The 13317-nt window shown below is 65.2% G+C and carries 11 protein-coding genes; 7 read left to right on the top strand and 4 right to left on the bottom strand.

The genetic code is table 11. The annotated features are described in order from the left end of the window. Positions 1 to 26: 26 nt before the first annotated feature. From KUV81_RS02365 to KUV81_RS02375, 3 genes are read right to left on the bottom strand one after another with little or no spacing between them, the layout of a single operon-like run. The gene (locus KUV81_RS02365) at positions 27 to 323 is read right to left on the bottom strand and encodes a hypothetical protein (protein ID WP_222542238.1); all 297 of its coding nucleotides are present in this window, start codon (positions 321 to 323) and stop codon (positions 27 to 29) included. Then, positions 316 to 777 (bottom strand): thioredoxin-dependent thiol peroxidase, encoded by a 462-nt coding sequence (bcp, locus tag KUV81_RS02370; RefSeq protein WP_222542239.1) that lies wholly within the window; start codon positions 775 to 777, stop codon positions 316 to 318. The genes KUV81_RS02365 and bcp overlap by 8 nt, the downstream gene beginning before the upstream one ends. Before the next feature lie 17 nt (positions 778 to 794). Continuing rightward, on the bottom strand, positions 795 to 1334 hold the full coding sequence (locus KUV81_RS02375) for a glycine cleavage system protein R (protein WP_222542240.1): 540 nt from the start codon (positions 1332 to 1334) through the stop codon (positions 795 to 797). Positions 1335 to 1503: 169 nt separating this feature from the next. On the opposite strand from KUV81_RS02375, the gene dapA reads away from it, so the two are divergent. The 7 genes from dapA (at position 1504) to KUV81_RS02410 (ending at position 11097) form a co-directional block, all read left to right on the top strand. Beyond that, a complete protein-coding gene (gene dapA, locus KUV81_RS02380; RefSeq protein WP_222542241.1) occupies positions 1504 to 2382 on the top strand; it encodes a 4-hydroxy-tetrahydrodipicolinate synthase in 879 nt (292 codons plus the stop codon). Between the two features lie 9 nt (positions 2383 to 2391). Further along, positions 2392 to 3489 carry an outer membrane protein assembly factor BamC gene (gene bamC / locus KUV81_RS02385; RefSeq protein ID WP_222542242.1) on the top strand — a complete coding sequence of 366 codons (1098 nt, stop codon included), beginning with the start codon at positions 2392 to 2394 and terminating at the stop codon, positions 3487 to 3489. 224 nt (positions 3490 to 3713) lie between these two features. After that, positions 3714 to 4784: an efflux RND transporter periplasmic adaptor subunit gene (locus KUV81_RS02390; RefSeq protein WP_222542243.1), complete on the top strand. Its 1071-nt coding sequence runs from the start codon at positions 3714 to 3716 to the stop codon at positions 4782 to 4784. Beyond that, positions 4784 to 7879 (top strand): efflux RND transporter permease subunit, encoded by a 3096-nt coding sequence (locus tag KUV81_RS02395; RefSeq protein ID WP_222542244.1) that lies wholly within the window; start codon positions 4784 to 4786, stop codon positions 7877 to 7879. The genes KUV81_RS02390 and KUV81_RS02395 overlap by 1 nt, the downstream gene beginning before the upstream one ends. A 155-nt stretch (positions 7880 to 8034) precedes the next feature. After that, entirely contained in the window at positions 8035 to 9222 is a 1188-nt protein-coding gene (locus KUV81_RS02400) for a sugar transporter (protein ID WP_222542245.1), read from the top strand. A 136-nt stretch (positions 9223 to 9358) separates the two neighbouring features. Continuing rightward, on the top strand, positions 9359 to 10246 hold the full coding sequence (locus KUV81_RS02405; protein ID WP_222542246.1) for a hypothetical protein: 888 nt from the start codon (positions 9359 to 9361) through the stop codon (positions 10244 to 10246). Positions 10247 to 10263: 17 nt separating this feature from the next. Next, the gene (locus KUV81_RS02410; protein WP_222542247.1) at positions 10264 to 11097 is read left to right on the top strand and encodes a hypothetical protein; all 834 of its coding nucleotides are present in this window, start codon (positions 10264 to 10266) and stop codon (positions 11095 to 11097) included. Between the two features lie 4 nt (positions 11098 to 11101). On the opposite strand, the gene KUV81_RS02415 is transcribed toward KUV81_RS02410, so the two are convergent. Further along, on the bottom strand, positions 11102 to 13315 hold the full coding sequence (locus tag KUV81_RS02415; RefSeq protein WP_222542248.1) for a cation:dicarboxylate symporter family transporter: 2214 nt from the start codon (positions 13313 to 13315) through the stop codon (positions 11102 to 11104). Between the last annotated feature and the right edge of the window lie 2 nt (positions 13316 to 13317).

Consider the following 13317-nt stretch of genomic DNA (forward strand, 5'->3'; position numbering starts at 1 on the left):
TGAAAAAGGCGTAACGGTTCGACGTGTTATGACAACGGGAGGGCGGGGGGATCGCGGATCCCCACCTTTGTGACGGGGCGCAGCACCGGCTGGTGAGGCTCGGTCTGTCGCGGCGCCTGGGGGGCCGCCGTGGCCGGCAGTTCGACCGCGGTGCCCGGCAGGGCGTGGAGCCAGTGGTCGATGATCAGTGCCTGGGCACAGGGATCACTGCCATCGAGGTGGTGCAGGGTTTCCGCCAGCGCGTGGCTGGAGAGCAGGGACAGGCACAGGGCCCATCCCAGCAGGGCCGTGGCGGTCAGCCGCCGTAGGCTGGCATCAGCCAAGCAGGTCCAGCACCACCTGGTGGTGGTCCTTGGTTTTGAACTTGTTGATGAAGTGCTCAATGGTGCCGTCGGCGCCAATGAGGAAGCTGAGGCGGTGGATGCCGTCGTACTCGCGGCCCATGAACTTCTTGAGGCCCCAGACGCCAAAGGCGTCGGCCACGGCGTGGTCTTCGTCGGAGAGCAGGGTGAAGTTCAGCGCGTCCCGCTCGGCGAACTTGGCCAGCCGCTTGACCGGGTCCGGGCTGATCCCCAGTACCACCACCCCTTTCTCCGCCAGGGCCGCCTGGCTGTCCCGCAGGTTCTGGGCCTGCACCGTGCAGCCGGGGGTCATCGCCTTGGGGTAGAAGTAGACCAGCACCCGCTGGCCGGCAAAGTCACTCAGGGAGACGTCCTGGCCGTTTTGATCCTGGAGGGTGAATTGGGGGGCCTTGTCGCCGGCCTGCAGGGTGTTCATGGTTGTGCTCCTTGTGCTCAATCCTGTTGGGCGCCTTCCATACGGTGGAAACGGCATTGCAGGTTCAACTCCCGGGCCAGCTCTTCCAGGCTGGCCTCCAGGGCGTCCAGGTCCACCCGGGCGGTGACGTTGATGCGCAGCTCAACTTGTTGCAACTGGGCGCCGTCGTCCCCCTGGCGGGCGTTGGAGCTGAACCCGGCCAGGTCCAGCTCGCGATCCGCCAGGAACTGGGTGATCCGCTTCATGGTGCCCCGGCGGTCCAGACCCTCGAACTCCGCCACCAGTCGGGAGGTGAAGTCCATGGGGGTGTGCTCCGAGGTGCGCTTGCAGATGGTCAACAGCTCCCACTGGGCGGCGTGCACGGGCAGTTCGGCTTCCAGCCGGGCGATGGCGGCGTAACTGCCGCCCACCAGCATGATCAGGGAGAATTCGTTGCCGAAGATGGCCACGCGGCTGTCGATGATGTCGCAATCGCAGCTGGCGGTAAGCTTGGCCAGCTTGTTGACGATGCCGGGCCGGTCCGTGCCCATGGCGGTGACGGCCAGATACTGGGTCATGTGGGGTCCTATCTCGGTCGACGGGCGACCGTTTTGGCGGCGGAATTGAGCCGTGCGGGAAAAAAAGATGGCCGCCATGCTAGCACAAAGGCCCAGCGTGGTCGCGACCTTGTCTTCATCCAGGTGCAACAGTACCATAGCTGGCTCTATTACATGGGGAACGCACGGGATGTTTCGCGGAAGTATTGTCGCCCTGGTGACGCCAATGAACCAGGATGGCTCGGTGGATTTTGCCACCTTGAGCAACTTAGTAGAGTTTCACATCGACAACGGCACCGACGCCATCGTGGCCGTGGGCACCACCGGTGAATCCGCCACCCTGTCCGTGCCGGAGCACGTTGCCGTGGTCAAAGCGGTGGTGGACCAGGTGGCCGGGCGCATCCCGGTGATCGCCGGCGCCGGCGCCAACAGCACCGCCGAGGCCATCGCCCTGACTGAAGCCTGTGACCAGGCCGGGGCCGACGGCATGCTGTCGGTGACCCCCTACTACAACAAGCCGACCCAGGCCGGGCTGATCGCCCACTTCAGCGCCATCGCGGCGGCCACCGACAAGCCCCAGATCCTCTACAACGTGCCCGGTCGCACCTGCTGCGACCTGAAGCCAGAAACCGTGGCGGAACTTAGCCGGGTGAAAAACATCGTAGGCATTAAGGAAGCCACCGGGGATCTGTCCCGGGTGACCCCCCTGCGCCAGCTCTGCGGCGACGATTTTGTCCTGTTGACCGGTGACGACCCGACCGCCATGGCCTTTATGCTGGCCGGCGGCGACGGCGTCATCTCGGTCACCAACAACGTCCGCCCGAAAGAGTTCAAGGCGCTGTGCGACGCCGCTTTGGCCGGAGATCTGGCCAACGCCCGTCGCCTGGATGCCCAGCTCTACCCCCTGTACGGGGCGCTGTTCGTCGAGTCCAACCCCATCCCGGTGAAGTGGGCCATGGAAGCGATCGGCCAGACCGAGCAGACGGTGATGCGCCTGCCGCTGACCGAGCTGAGCGAACAAGGAAAAGTCAAAGTGCGCGAGGCGCTGAACGCCTCCGCCACTGTTTGAGGGAAGTGAATGAAACGGAATCTCCTCGCCATTGCGGTAATGGCGCCGGTTATGGTCCTGGTGGGGTGCAGCACCCCGCTGGAACGTCGTCAGGCCAGTGGTGGCTTCGAGTACCTGGAACAGCCCACCCCCACCGAGCTGGTGGTGCCCGCCGGGCTGGAAGCGCCCCGAGTCAGTCGGGAGTTTGATATCCCGCAGCTGGGTGGCGAAGTGGACCGCGACGTGATCGGGGCTCGCCTGGACGTGCGCCCGCCGCTGCAGGTATTGCCCCTGGCCCCCGGCACCCGTTTGCAGGACGGCGTCGACAGCATCACCGTACTGGTGGAAAGCAACGAAGATGACCTGGACCTAGCCCGCGAGATCAACGACACCCTGGTGAAGTTCCTCGACGCCCAGTCCATCACCGTGGCCAACAACGACGGCGCCGTCATTGTCACCGACTGGATCGAGGACAAAGAGGTGATCGGCAAGTCCTGGTTCCGCGACAAGGTCTACCAGATCCGTCAGCGCTACGAGTTCGACACTGCGGTGAAGGACCACGGCCGCAGCGGCGCCATCACCATCGAGCTGGTTGACCACGAAGAGGGTCTGGATGGCATCGATGAGAGCATCGTGCTGACCGACGCCGACCGTCGTCGCTACGCCATCGACATGCTCAACAACGCCATCGCCTTCATGAACCACGAGCGCATGCAGCGCCAGGCGGCCCAGGAGCTGGTGAGCGGCCGCGGCATCAAGACCGAGCTGGGTTTCGATGCCGACGAGAACACCGCCTTCGTGGCCGAAGCCGACTTTATCCAGGTGTGGCGTCGCATGGACAAGGTGCTGCCCCTGCTGGGCTTCGAGGTGCGTGACCTCGACCAGCAACTGGGCACCTACTTCGTCGATTACGATCCGGACTTGGGCTTCTGGGCCAAGCTGTGGGGTGACAACGACGTCTTGCCCTTGGAAGAGGGCCCCTATCAAGTCCGCGTCGAGGGGATGGGGGAGCGCACCGCCATCACCGTGATGGACAACGAGGCCAAACCCCTGCCCACCGAGACCGTCACCCAGATGTACAACCGCTTCGCCGAGCTGTTGCAAAAAGAGAGCCGGGAACTGCAGTAACAGTCCCGATGAAAAAAGGCAGCCTCAGGGCTGCCTTTTTTGTGCGCGCTGCCCGGCGCCGGCCTTTTGCGCTGCCCAAAAAGCGGGCAAAAGTTAGCGTGCTGTTGCGTGGCGGTGGTTGGGATGTACTTGGTTGTATTGAGTCATGACTGACTGGCACTTCTTTACGTTTATTGACGGGTCCATGGGGTACCATGCCGGCACTCAAATGGAGATCCGTCCCGATGTCGAAGAAGTTTGTTGTTCCCCTCGTGTTGTTCGCTGCGGCTGCGGCGGCCTACCTGACCCTGGCCCCCAGCGATGAGAAATCCGCTGCCAAGCCCGGCGCCCGCCCCGTGGAGGTGGAGACCGCCAACGTGGCCGCGCTGGAGCTGCCCCAGCAGCTGGCCCTGGTGGCCAACCTGGAAGCCTGGCAGGCGGTGACCATCGCCCCGGAGGTGTCCGGGCGCCTGGTGGGCCTGATGGTGGACAGCGGCGATCGGGTGCAGCGGGGCCAGGTGCTGGCCCGGCTGGACAACCTGCAGCAAACCGCCCAGCGGGATGAAGCCAAGGCCTACCTGGTGGAGGCTCAGCGCCAACTGGCGGAGCGCACCCGCCTGGCGGACAAGGGCGCCATCTCCGCCTCCGAACTGGCGGCCCAGGAAGCGGAAGTGGCCATGGCCCAGGCGCGCCTGGCCAGCGCCGAGGCGGAGCTGGACAAGCGCACCCTGCTGGCCCCCTTCGACGGGGTGGTGGGGCTGGTGAGCCACGCCCCGGGCGCCCAGGTGGTCAGCGGTGAAGCCCTGATGACCCTGGACGAGCTGGACCGGCTTCGGCTGGACCTGGCGGTGCCCCAGCGTTACCTGGCCACCCTGGCGGCGGGCCAGAGCGTACAGGCTCAGATCGACGCCTGGCCGGGACGGGCCTTTGCCGGTCAACTGGTGGCGGTGGACAGCCGGGTCAACGCCAACGACATGACGGTGGCGGCGCGCTTCCAGTTCGACAACCAGGATGAGCGCCTCAAGCCGGGCATGCTCACCCGCATCGACTTCGCCCTGCCCGCCGAGGTCAAACCGGTGATCCCGGTGCAGGCGATGGAGTACTCCGGCTCCGACCGTTTCGTCTACACCGTGGACGAGGACAACATCGCCCACCGCACCCTGATTGAGCCCGGGATCCGCCAGGGCAACACCATTGCCGTTAACGGCGGCCTGGACGTGGGCCAGCGCATCGTAGTCAAGGGCCTGGTCAGCATCAAGGACGGCAGCACCGTTCATGAAGCCGGAGTCGGCCAGATGGGCGAGGTTGCGCGCTGATGCTGCTGTCGGACGTTTCCATCAAGCGGCCGGTGATGGCCGTGGTGCTGTCACTGCTGCTGACCCTGTTCGGCCTGGTCTCCTTCACCAAGCTGTCGGTGCGCGAGCTGCCGGACGTGGACGTGCCCATCGTCTCCATCACCGTGACCTACGAGGGCGCCTCGGCGGCGGTGATGGAGAACCAGGTCACCAAGCCCATCGAGGACCAGCTGTCCGGGATCTCCGGCATCGACACCATCGAGTCCACCAGCCGCAACGGCTCCAGCCAGATCACCGTCAAGTTTGACCTGGAGTGGGACATCCTCGAAGGGCTGTCCGACGTGCGGGATGCCGTGGCTCGGGCCCAGCGCAGCCTGCCGGACGACGCCGACGACCCCATGGTGCTCAAGGCCAACGTCACCGGCGATGCGGTGATCCGCCTCTCCCTGCGCAGCTCGGAGATGGATCGCATCGACCTGACCGACTACGCCGACCGGGTGCTGGTGGACCGCCTCTCTCTGGTTACCGGCGTCAGCCAGGTGGATCTCTACGGCGATCTGGAGCGGGTGATCTACCTGCAGCTGGACCCCAGCGCCATGGCCGGACGGGGGATCTCCGTGGCCATGGTGGAGAACGCCCTGAACAACCAGAACCTGGAGCTGCCCGCCGGCCAGCTGCGCAACCGCGACCAGGTGATGTCGGTGCGCCTGGAGCGGGTGCTCAACTCGGCGGAGGATTTCGAGCGGGTGGTGGTGCGCTACGACGAGCAGGGCAGCCCCATCTACCTGTCGGACATCGCCACCATCTTCGACGGTGCCAAGACCGAGAACAGCACCTTTAAGAGCAATGGCCTCAACGCCCTGGGTTTTGCCATCGGCGCCCAGTCCGACGCCAACCCCATCAATGTCGCCAAGGGCGTGCGCGCCCTGGTGGACCAGATCCAGCCGCAACTGCCCGCCGGCATGGAGCTGGAGGTGGCCTACGACGCCACCATCTTCATCGAGCGCTCCATCAACGAGGTGTACCAGACCCTCTTTGTGACCGCGGGCCTGGTGGTGCTGGTGCTCTACCTCTTCCTGGGCCAGGCCCGGGCCACCCTGATCCCGGCGGTGACGGTGCCAGTGTCGTTGATCGCCGCCTTTATGGTGGCCCAGTTCGCCGGCTTCTCGCTGAACATCCTCACCCTGATGGCGCTGATCCTGGCCATCGGCCTGGTGGTGGACGACGCCATCGTGGTGGTGGAGAACATCTTCAAACACCTGGAGCGGGGCAGCTCGCCTCTGGTGGCCGCCTACGAGGGCACCCGGGAGGTGGGCTTTGCGGTGATCGCCACCACTGCGGTACTGGTGATGATCTTCCTGCCCATCGCCTTTGCCGGCGGCATGGTGGGCAAGTTCTTTACCGAGTTTGCCGTGACCCTGGCGGTGGCGGTGATCTTCTCCTCCCTCATCGCCCTGACCCTCACCCCGGTGATGGGCTCGGCGCTGCTCAAAGCCAACGTCAAACCCAACCGCTTCAACGCCTGGGTCAACCGCCAGTTCAGCGCCCTGGAGCAGGCCTACCAGCGCGCCCTGGAGCGGGTGATCCGCTACAAGTGGGCCGGCCCGGCGGCCATCGTGCTGACCCTGGTGGCCGCGGCGCTGATGTTCCCCCGCATCAACACCGAGTTCACCCCCTCGGAGGATCGCGGCGTGCTCTTCGTCTACGTCAAGGGCGCCGAGGGCACCGCCTACGACCGCATGGTCAAGAACATGGAAGCGGTGGAGGCCAAGCTGCTGCCGCTGATGTCCGAGGAGGGCCCGCTGCAGGCGATGAACTTCTCCACCCCGGCCTTTGGCAACCGGGGCGACCAGACCGGCTTCTTCGTGCTGCTGCTCAAAGACTGGGCCCAGCGGGACCAGCACAGCTCCGAGATCCTCGCCCAGCTGCGTCGGGATCTGGTGGGCATCCCCGATGTGCGGGTGTTCCCCATGGGCCCCGGCTTCGGCGGCGGCAGCTCCGAACCCATCCAGTTCGTGCTCGGCGGCGCCGACTACGACGAGCTGGATCACTGGGCCCACACCCTGATTGAAGCCACCGCCGAGCGCCCGGAAGTGCGCGACCTGGACAGCGACTACTCGGAAACCACCCCGGAGCTGCTGGCCCGGGTGGACCTGGACGCCGCCGCCCGGGTGGGGATCAGCCCCCGGGACATCGCCCGCACTTTGGAGGCGGTGCTCGGTGGGGTCAGCCGCACCACCTTCGTCGACCGCGGCGAGGAGTACGACGTCTACCTGCGGGGCGACATCGACCGCTTCACCGACGCCTCCCAGTTGTCGGGGATCTACATGACCACCCCCAGTGGCGAGCGGATCTCCATGGCCAGCCTGGTGGCCTTCGAGGAGATCGGCGCGGCCCATCGCCTCAAGCGCTACCAGCGCAGCAAGTCGGTCACCATCCAGGGCCACGTGGGCGAAGGCCACACCCTGGGCGAGGCCCTGGCGCTTTTGGAGCAGACCGCCCGGGACACCCTGCCGGCGGACATCACCGTCGACTATGCCGGGGAGTCCAAGGACTACAAGGAGAACCAGGCGGACACCTTCTTAGTGTTCGGCCTGGCCCTGCTGGTGGCCTACCTGGTGCTGGCGGCCCAGTTTGAGAGCTTCATCAACCCGCTGGTGATCATGCTGACGGTGCCCCTGGGGATCGCCGGCGCCCTGATGGGCCTGCTGCTGACCGGCGAGAGCCTCAACCTCTACAGCCAGGTGGGGATGATCATGCTTATCGGCATGGTGACCAAGAACGGCATCCTCATCGTCGAGTTCGCCAACCAGCTGCGGGACAAGGGCCTGGCGTTCGAGCAGGCGGTGGTGCAGGGGGCCAGCTCCCGTCTGCGTCCCATCCTGATGACCGCCTTCACCACGCTGTTTGGCGCGGTGCCCCTGCTGATGGCCACCGGCGCCGGCGCTGAGAGCCGCTACGCCATTGGGGTGGTGATCTTCTTCGGCATGGCGCTGGCCACGGTGATCACCCTGTTCATCGTGCCCATGATGTACCGCCTGATGGCCAAGGGCACCCACTCGCCGGATCACCGCACCAAGGAGCTGGCCCAGGCCCTCGAAGCCCACCGGGGCTGAAACTCGGCCCACCCCAAAACGCCCACCCTGACCGGTGGGCGTTTTTTGTGCGCCCGGCTTTGTGATCCCGTCGCGGTTTTGCGCTTCTGCCCCCTCGCCAAGGGGGCGGCCCGGGCGTAGACTTGCCGCCCTTTTTCCCTTGGATTGGCGCCACCATGCTGCAGTCGTTCAAGGCCTGGTTGCCGGTGTGGATGCTGGCCCTGGCCGCCTTTGTATTCAACACCACCGAGTTTGCCCCAGTGGGGCTGCTGGCGGACCTGGGTGAGAGCTTCGGCCGCTCGGCGGTGCAGATGGGCCCCATGCTGACCGTCTACGCCGCGGTGGTGGCCCTGGCTTCCCTGCCGGCGGTGTTGCTGCTGGCTCGCCAGGAGCGCCGCTCGCTGCTGCTGATGCTGCTGGCCCTCTTTATCGCCAGCCACGTGGTGACGGCGCTGGCCCAGCACTACCAGGTGCTGCTGGCCGGTCGAGTGGGGATCGCCCTGGCCCATGCGCTGTTCTGGGCCATCACCCCCGCCCTGGTGGTGCGTCTGGCCCCCGAAGGGCAGGGCGCCAAGGCATTGGGCCTGCTGGCCACCGGCACCGTGCTGGCGCTGGTGCTGGGCATTCCGGTGGGACGCATCGTCGGACAGTTGCTGGGCTGGCGCATCACCTTCGCCCTGGTGGGGCTGGCGGCGCTGCTGCTGATGCTGGGCCTGTGGCGTCGACTGCCCCGCCTTGAGGCGGAGCGCGGCGGCGACTGGCGCAGCCTGCCGGGCCTGCTGTCCCATCGGCCCCTGCTGCTGCTCTACCTGCTCACCACGTTGCTGGTGACGGCCCAGTTTGCTGTTTACACCTACCTGGAGCCGCTGTTGCAGCAGCACTTCCACTACCGCCCCGGGGTGACCACCACCATGCTGCTGCTGTTCGGCGGCGCCGGATTGCTGGGCAGCATGCTGTTTGGCCGCTACCAGGCCCGTCACGCCCACCGGCTGCTGACTTTGGCGGTGGTGGTGCTGGGGGCCTGTGTGGTGGCCCTGCCCCTGCTGGGCCACCACCCGCTGCTGCTGGGCGGCCTCTGCCTGGTGTGGGGGGCGGCGATGATGCTGATGGGACTGTCGCTGCAGGCCAAGGCCCTGGCCCTGGCGCCCCAGGCCACCGACGTGGCCATGGCGATCTACTCGGCGCTGTTCAACGTGGGGATCGGCAGTGGCGCCCTGCTGGGCAGCCAGGTGGCCAGCCGCATCGGTGTGGACAACAACGGCCTGGTGGCGGGGGCCCTGGTGGCGCTGGCACTGCTGCCCCTGTGGTTGCTGGGCCGCGGTGATCGCACGGAGGATGATGCCCTGGCTGCCGCCCGTGCCTGAGCGCCATGTAATCAGGATGTAGCGGTGACGATAGTCAAAGGTAAAAGTTGGCGAAAGCCCTTGTGTCGAAGCCGGTTCGCCGTGAGGTTGAGCCCTGGGCAGGAGCCCGGAATGATGCGCACAAGGAGGCGAGCCGATGCGATATTTGGGAGTACTGGGGGCCGCGGCGCTGATGCTGGCCGGCTGTGGCAGCGACAGCGACCGTTACAACGAACTGGACGACATCCGTTTTACGTCCGAACCCCTTCAGGCCTGCTTCGACGCCCAGCGCCGTGACGAGGGCTGGACCCGGGTCAGCCAGGTGGGGGTCCTCTACTGCTACGACAGCGAGGTGGATACCCTCGATGGCATCGAGGCGCTGACCGCGCTGCAATACCTGCTGATCATCTCCGAGTCGCTGACCGACGTCACCCTGCCCAGCACTTTGCTGTTTGCCGACATCAGCAGCCCGCTGTTGGCGGACATTGACCTCTCCCACGGCCAAAGGGTGCACACCCTGGGCCTGCGCACCCCGCTGATAGGCGACCTGGACCTCAATGCGCTGCCCATGCTTAATGTCCTGGCGCTGCAGGAGTTGCCGCTGACCACCTTCGATGCCCAGGCGGTGCCCAATCTGGCCCACCTGGTGCTGATCGACACCCCGCTTCAGCAGCTGGACCTGAGGCCCATCCACGCCCTGGTGCAGCTGGATCTCTACGACAACGCCAACCTGACTCAGCTGACGTTGGGCACACAGCCTCAGTTTCGGGCCGGCTTTATCCGCAACAACGCCCTGACCGCGCTGGATCTCTCCGGGGCGCCCCTGCTCGAGGCGCTGGATCTGAGCGCCAACCGACTGACCGGGCTGGATCTGACCGCCAACACCGAGCTGCGGCAATTCCGGGCCCAGAGCAACGCCATCACCGAGATGCGTTTCGACTACAACCGCAAGCTGGGGTACCTGGATCTTATCGACAATCCGCTGACCGGCGAGATGAAGCAGTACATCGACACCCTGGACTGGGTGGCCGAGCGCCATTATTGAACCGCCAAGGAGGCACCATGAAACGACAGGGATGGATCTTGGCCGCGGCGCTGGCGCTGGCCGGCTGTGGCAGTGACAGCAGTTCCCGCGACGAATTGGCGGGCATCACCTTCGAGTCGCCGGCGCTGCAGCAGTGTTTCGATGACATCCGTAACCAGTTTGAGCTGACTACGCTCACCGACTTCATCATGCTGCACTGCGACGGCTACCCCATCAGCAACCTGGCGGGGATCGAGGCGCTGCCCTACCTGCAGTCGGTGCTGTTCGAGGGGGACGCCTTGACCTCCCTGGCGCTGCACGACAACCCCGAGATCTGGCAGGTGCTGCTGACCACCCCCCAGCTGGCGAGCCTGGATCTTTCCGGCCTGCCGAAGCTGGAAAACCTCTGGGTGCGCGCCGGGCCGGAGCTGACCACGCTGGATCTCACCCACAACCCCCTCCTGTCCCGGGTGCACCTCTCCCAGACCGGGCTGAGCGCGGTGGCGCTGGATGCGCATCATGAGCTGACCGAGCTGAACGTAAGCGAGAATCCGAACCTGTCCACCCTGGCCCTGGGGGACAGCCCGGCGCTGTACGGCTTGTGGGGCTATGAGAACGCGTTGACGGAGTTGAACCTGACCGGCTTGCCGGCGCTTGAGGTGCTGAGCGTCCCCTGGAACGCGCTGAGCGGCCTTGACGTCGCCGCCAACACCCAACTGGAGGTGCTGCTGGCCAGCTTCAATCACATCGAGACCATCAACCTGGATCAGAACGCCCAGCTGCGCACCCTGCTGCTGCTGGAAAACCCCCTCAGCGACGAGACCCGGGCCTATCTGGATGGCCTGGACTGGGTGGCCGAGCGCTACTACTGAGCCGTCACTGGGGTTTGGCTGGCTGGGTCGGGGCCTCGACCCAGCCCAGCACGTCCTTGATCACCGACCAGCGGGGCTGCTTGGGCTTGGCGTTCTTGCCCAGGATCCAGTAGTTGTAGAGTCTATCCACGTAGCCGGAGGCGCGCTGCAGCTCCAGCCAGGAGTTGAGGAACAGGTGCAGCTCCACGTTGTCCTTGGCCACCACATAGGCCACCGGGAAGGATTTGACCTCCTTGCGGTTATACAGGGTGGTGTACTCCGGGTAGAGCATGGTCCAGGTTTTCCCCGCCTCCAGGCTGATCAGCAGCCCATCCCAGGTCTCCTGGTCGTCCTCGAAGAACAGCCGGTCTGACTCGATCCGCTCGAAGCTCAGGTTGGGGAATTTCTGCTTGAGCGCCGGGACGATGGCGTAATCCCCTACTGAGGCCACCTTGAGCGGGCCGGCGTCTCGCACCATCTGATCCGTGGCAAACTCATCCGCCCGGTAATCCTTGACCACGAAGGCGTAGTGCAGGGTCAGTACCGGGTTGGTGAAGCCCACGTACTGCAGCCGGTTGGTGGTCATCTGCAGTCCGGAGATCACCACATCGAAGCGACCGCGGTTGAGATCCTCCAACACGCCGCTGGAGGAGTAGGGGATAAAGGCGACCTCCAGCTCCATTTCGCTGGCCAGTTTGTTCATCATCTCCACGTCCAGCCCCACCAGCTGGTTGTTGGCGTTGAAGAAGGAGAAGGGCACCTGCAGTGGGTTGTAGCCCACCCGCAGAAGGCCGCTTTCGCGAATGGCGTCCAGGCTGCGGGGCGCCGAGGTGGGAGGCAGCTCCCGGGGCACAAAGTTGCTCACCCGATCCGGCAGGGTCTCGGCGGAGGTCATCTGGGCCACCACTTCGTCCATCTCGTACTCGGTGTCCACCACCTTGGAGAGCAGCACCGCCGTGCCCACCAGGATCCCCCCCATCACCACCGGCGTCAGACCGGCGTAGATCACCACCCGGCGCAGGTTGAGCTTGGCGCAGCCGGCCAGCATGGCGGTGCCTCCCACCGCCAGGACAAAGAGGTTCATTGCCGCCAGCAATGAGGTGAAGCGGCTGGTGAACAAGCTGGAGACCATGTAGAGCTGGAAGAGATCCGAGGGCAGCTCCAGGCTGTCCAGCAGCATGGGCACCGTCAGGTAGACGCTGCCAAACAGGCTGATGAGGCCGTTGATCGCCATCGGCAGGTAGGTGGCGAAGTCCAGCTCGGCACCGGCAAACCAGGCGGCGAACAGCACGAAAACGATGGTCAGCAGTTTGCCCAGGTTTGGGAAGGAGAACACCACTGGGATGATGACGTTGGCGTAGTCGTCGGTCTCCTCGCTGCCAATGTTGTACTTGTGGAACAGCTCCTTGGTGTGCTCAATCAGCAGCGGCAGGATGATGAAGATGTTGCCGGCGGCAAAGGCGGTGATCAGGGCGTCCTTGGCGATGCCCGTGAGATCCCGGTAGGAGAAGGGGGTGATCACCGCCACCAGGGCCGGCAGCAGCCAGTAACTGAGGATCACCGTCATCACCACGTGGGCGGCGAAGTAGACCTGCAGACGCTGAAACTCCTCGATGTCCATGGTGCCGGCGGTGGCGGCGGTCATGGCGAAGATCCCCAGCGGCATCAGCTTGACGATGTAACCGGTGACCCGGTTGAAAGCGTCCCCCAGCAGTTGCAGCGGCTTGAGCAGGGCGGACTTGTCCTCGATGCCAATCAGCGCCACCCCGGTGGCCACGCAGAACAGCACGATGGCGGGGATGTAACTGTTGGACATGGAGAAGAAGGGGTTGGCGGGGATGTAGAGATCCAGCAGGCTCACCGGGCGGGGATCCTCCAGCACCGACAGGCTGAAAAAGTCCCCCGCCTGCCAGCTGGGGAAGGTGAACTTCACCAGGTACATGATCACCAGACCGAAGGCCCAGATCACCAACATCAGCTTACCGACGTTCAGAGCCAGGCTGCGGGCCTGGTGGTAGGAGAGGTTCCCCAGGCTGGAGATGAGGGAGACCATGATGTAGGGGATGATGGTCATCTGCAGCAGTTTGACGAAGGCGTCGCCGATCACCGACATCCAGGCCAGGGTCTCACCGAAGAACAGGCCGGCCAGGATCCCGGCGATAAAGGAGAGCAGCACCAGGGTGGACATGCTCATCTTCTTTTTTTCAGGGGCGGGGGTCGCCGCAGTGGCGGTGGCCATGG

The organism is Ferrimonas balearica (assembly GCF_019802085.1).
Taxonomy (GTDB): Bacteria; Pseudomonadota; Gammaproteobacteria; order Enterobacterales; family Shewanellaceae; genus Ferrimonas; species Ferrimonas balearica_B.

Coding starts and splice junctions, on each gene's coding strand:
- bcp (WP_222542239.1), bottom strand. CDS start 777: ATGAACACCCTGCAGGCCGGCGACAAGGCCCCCCAATTCACCCTCCAG.
- KUV81_RS02375 (WP_222542240.1), bottom strand. CDS start 1,334: ATGACCCAGTATCTGGCCGTCACCGCCATGGGCACGGACCGGCCCGGC.
- dapA (WP_222542241.1), top strand. CDS start 1,504: ATGTTTCGCGGAAGTATTGTCGCCCTGGTGACGCCAATGAACCAGGAT.
- bamC (WP_222542242.1), top strand. CDS start 2,392: ATGAAACGGAATCTCCTCGCCATTGCGGTAATGGCGCCGGTTATGGTC.
- KUV81_RS02390 (WP_222542243.1), top strand. CDS start 3,714: ATGTCGAAGAAGTTTGTTGTTCCCCTCGTGTTGTTCGCTGCGGCTGCG.
- KUV81_RS02395 (WP_222542244.1), top strand. CDS start 4,784: ATGCTGCTGTCGGACGTTTCCATCAAGCGGCCGGTGATGGCCGTGGTG.
- KUV81_RS02400 (WP_222542245.1), top strand. CDS start 8,035: ATGCTGCAGTCGTTCAAGGCCTGGTTGCCGGTGTGGATGCTGGCCCTG.
- KUV81_RS02405 (WP_222542246.1), top strand. CDS start 9,359: ATGCGATATTTGGGAGTACTGGGGGCCGCGGCGCTGATGCTGGCCGGC.
- KUV81_RS02410 (WP_222542247.1), top strand. CDS start 10,264: ATGAAACGACAGGGATGGATCTTGGCCGCGGCGCTGGCGCTGGCCGGC.
- KUV81_RS02415 (WP_222542248.1), bottom strand. CDS start 13,315: ATGGCCACCGCCACTGCGGCGACCCCCGCCCCTGAAAAAAAGAAGATG.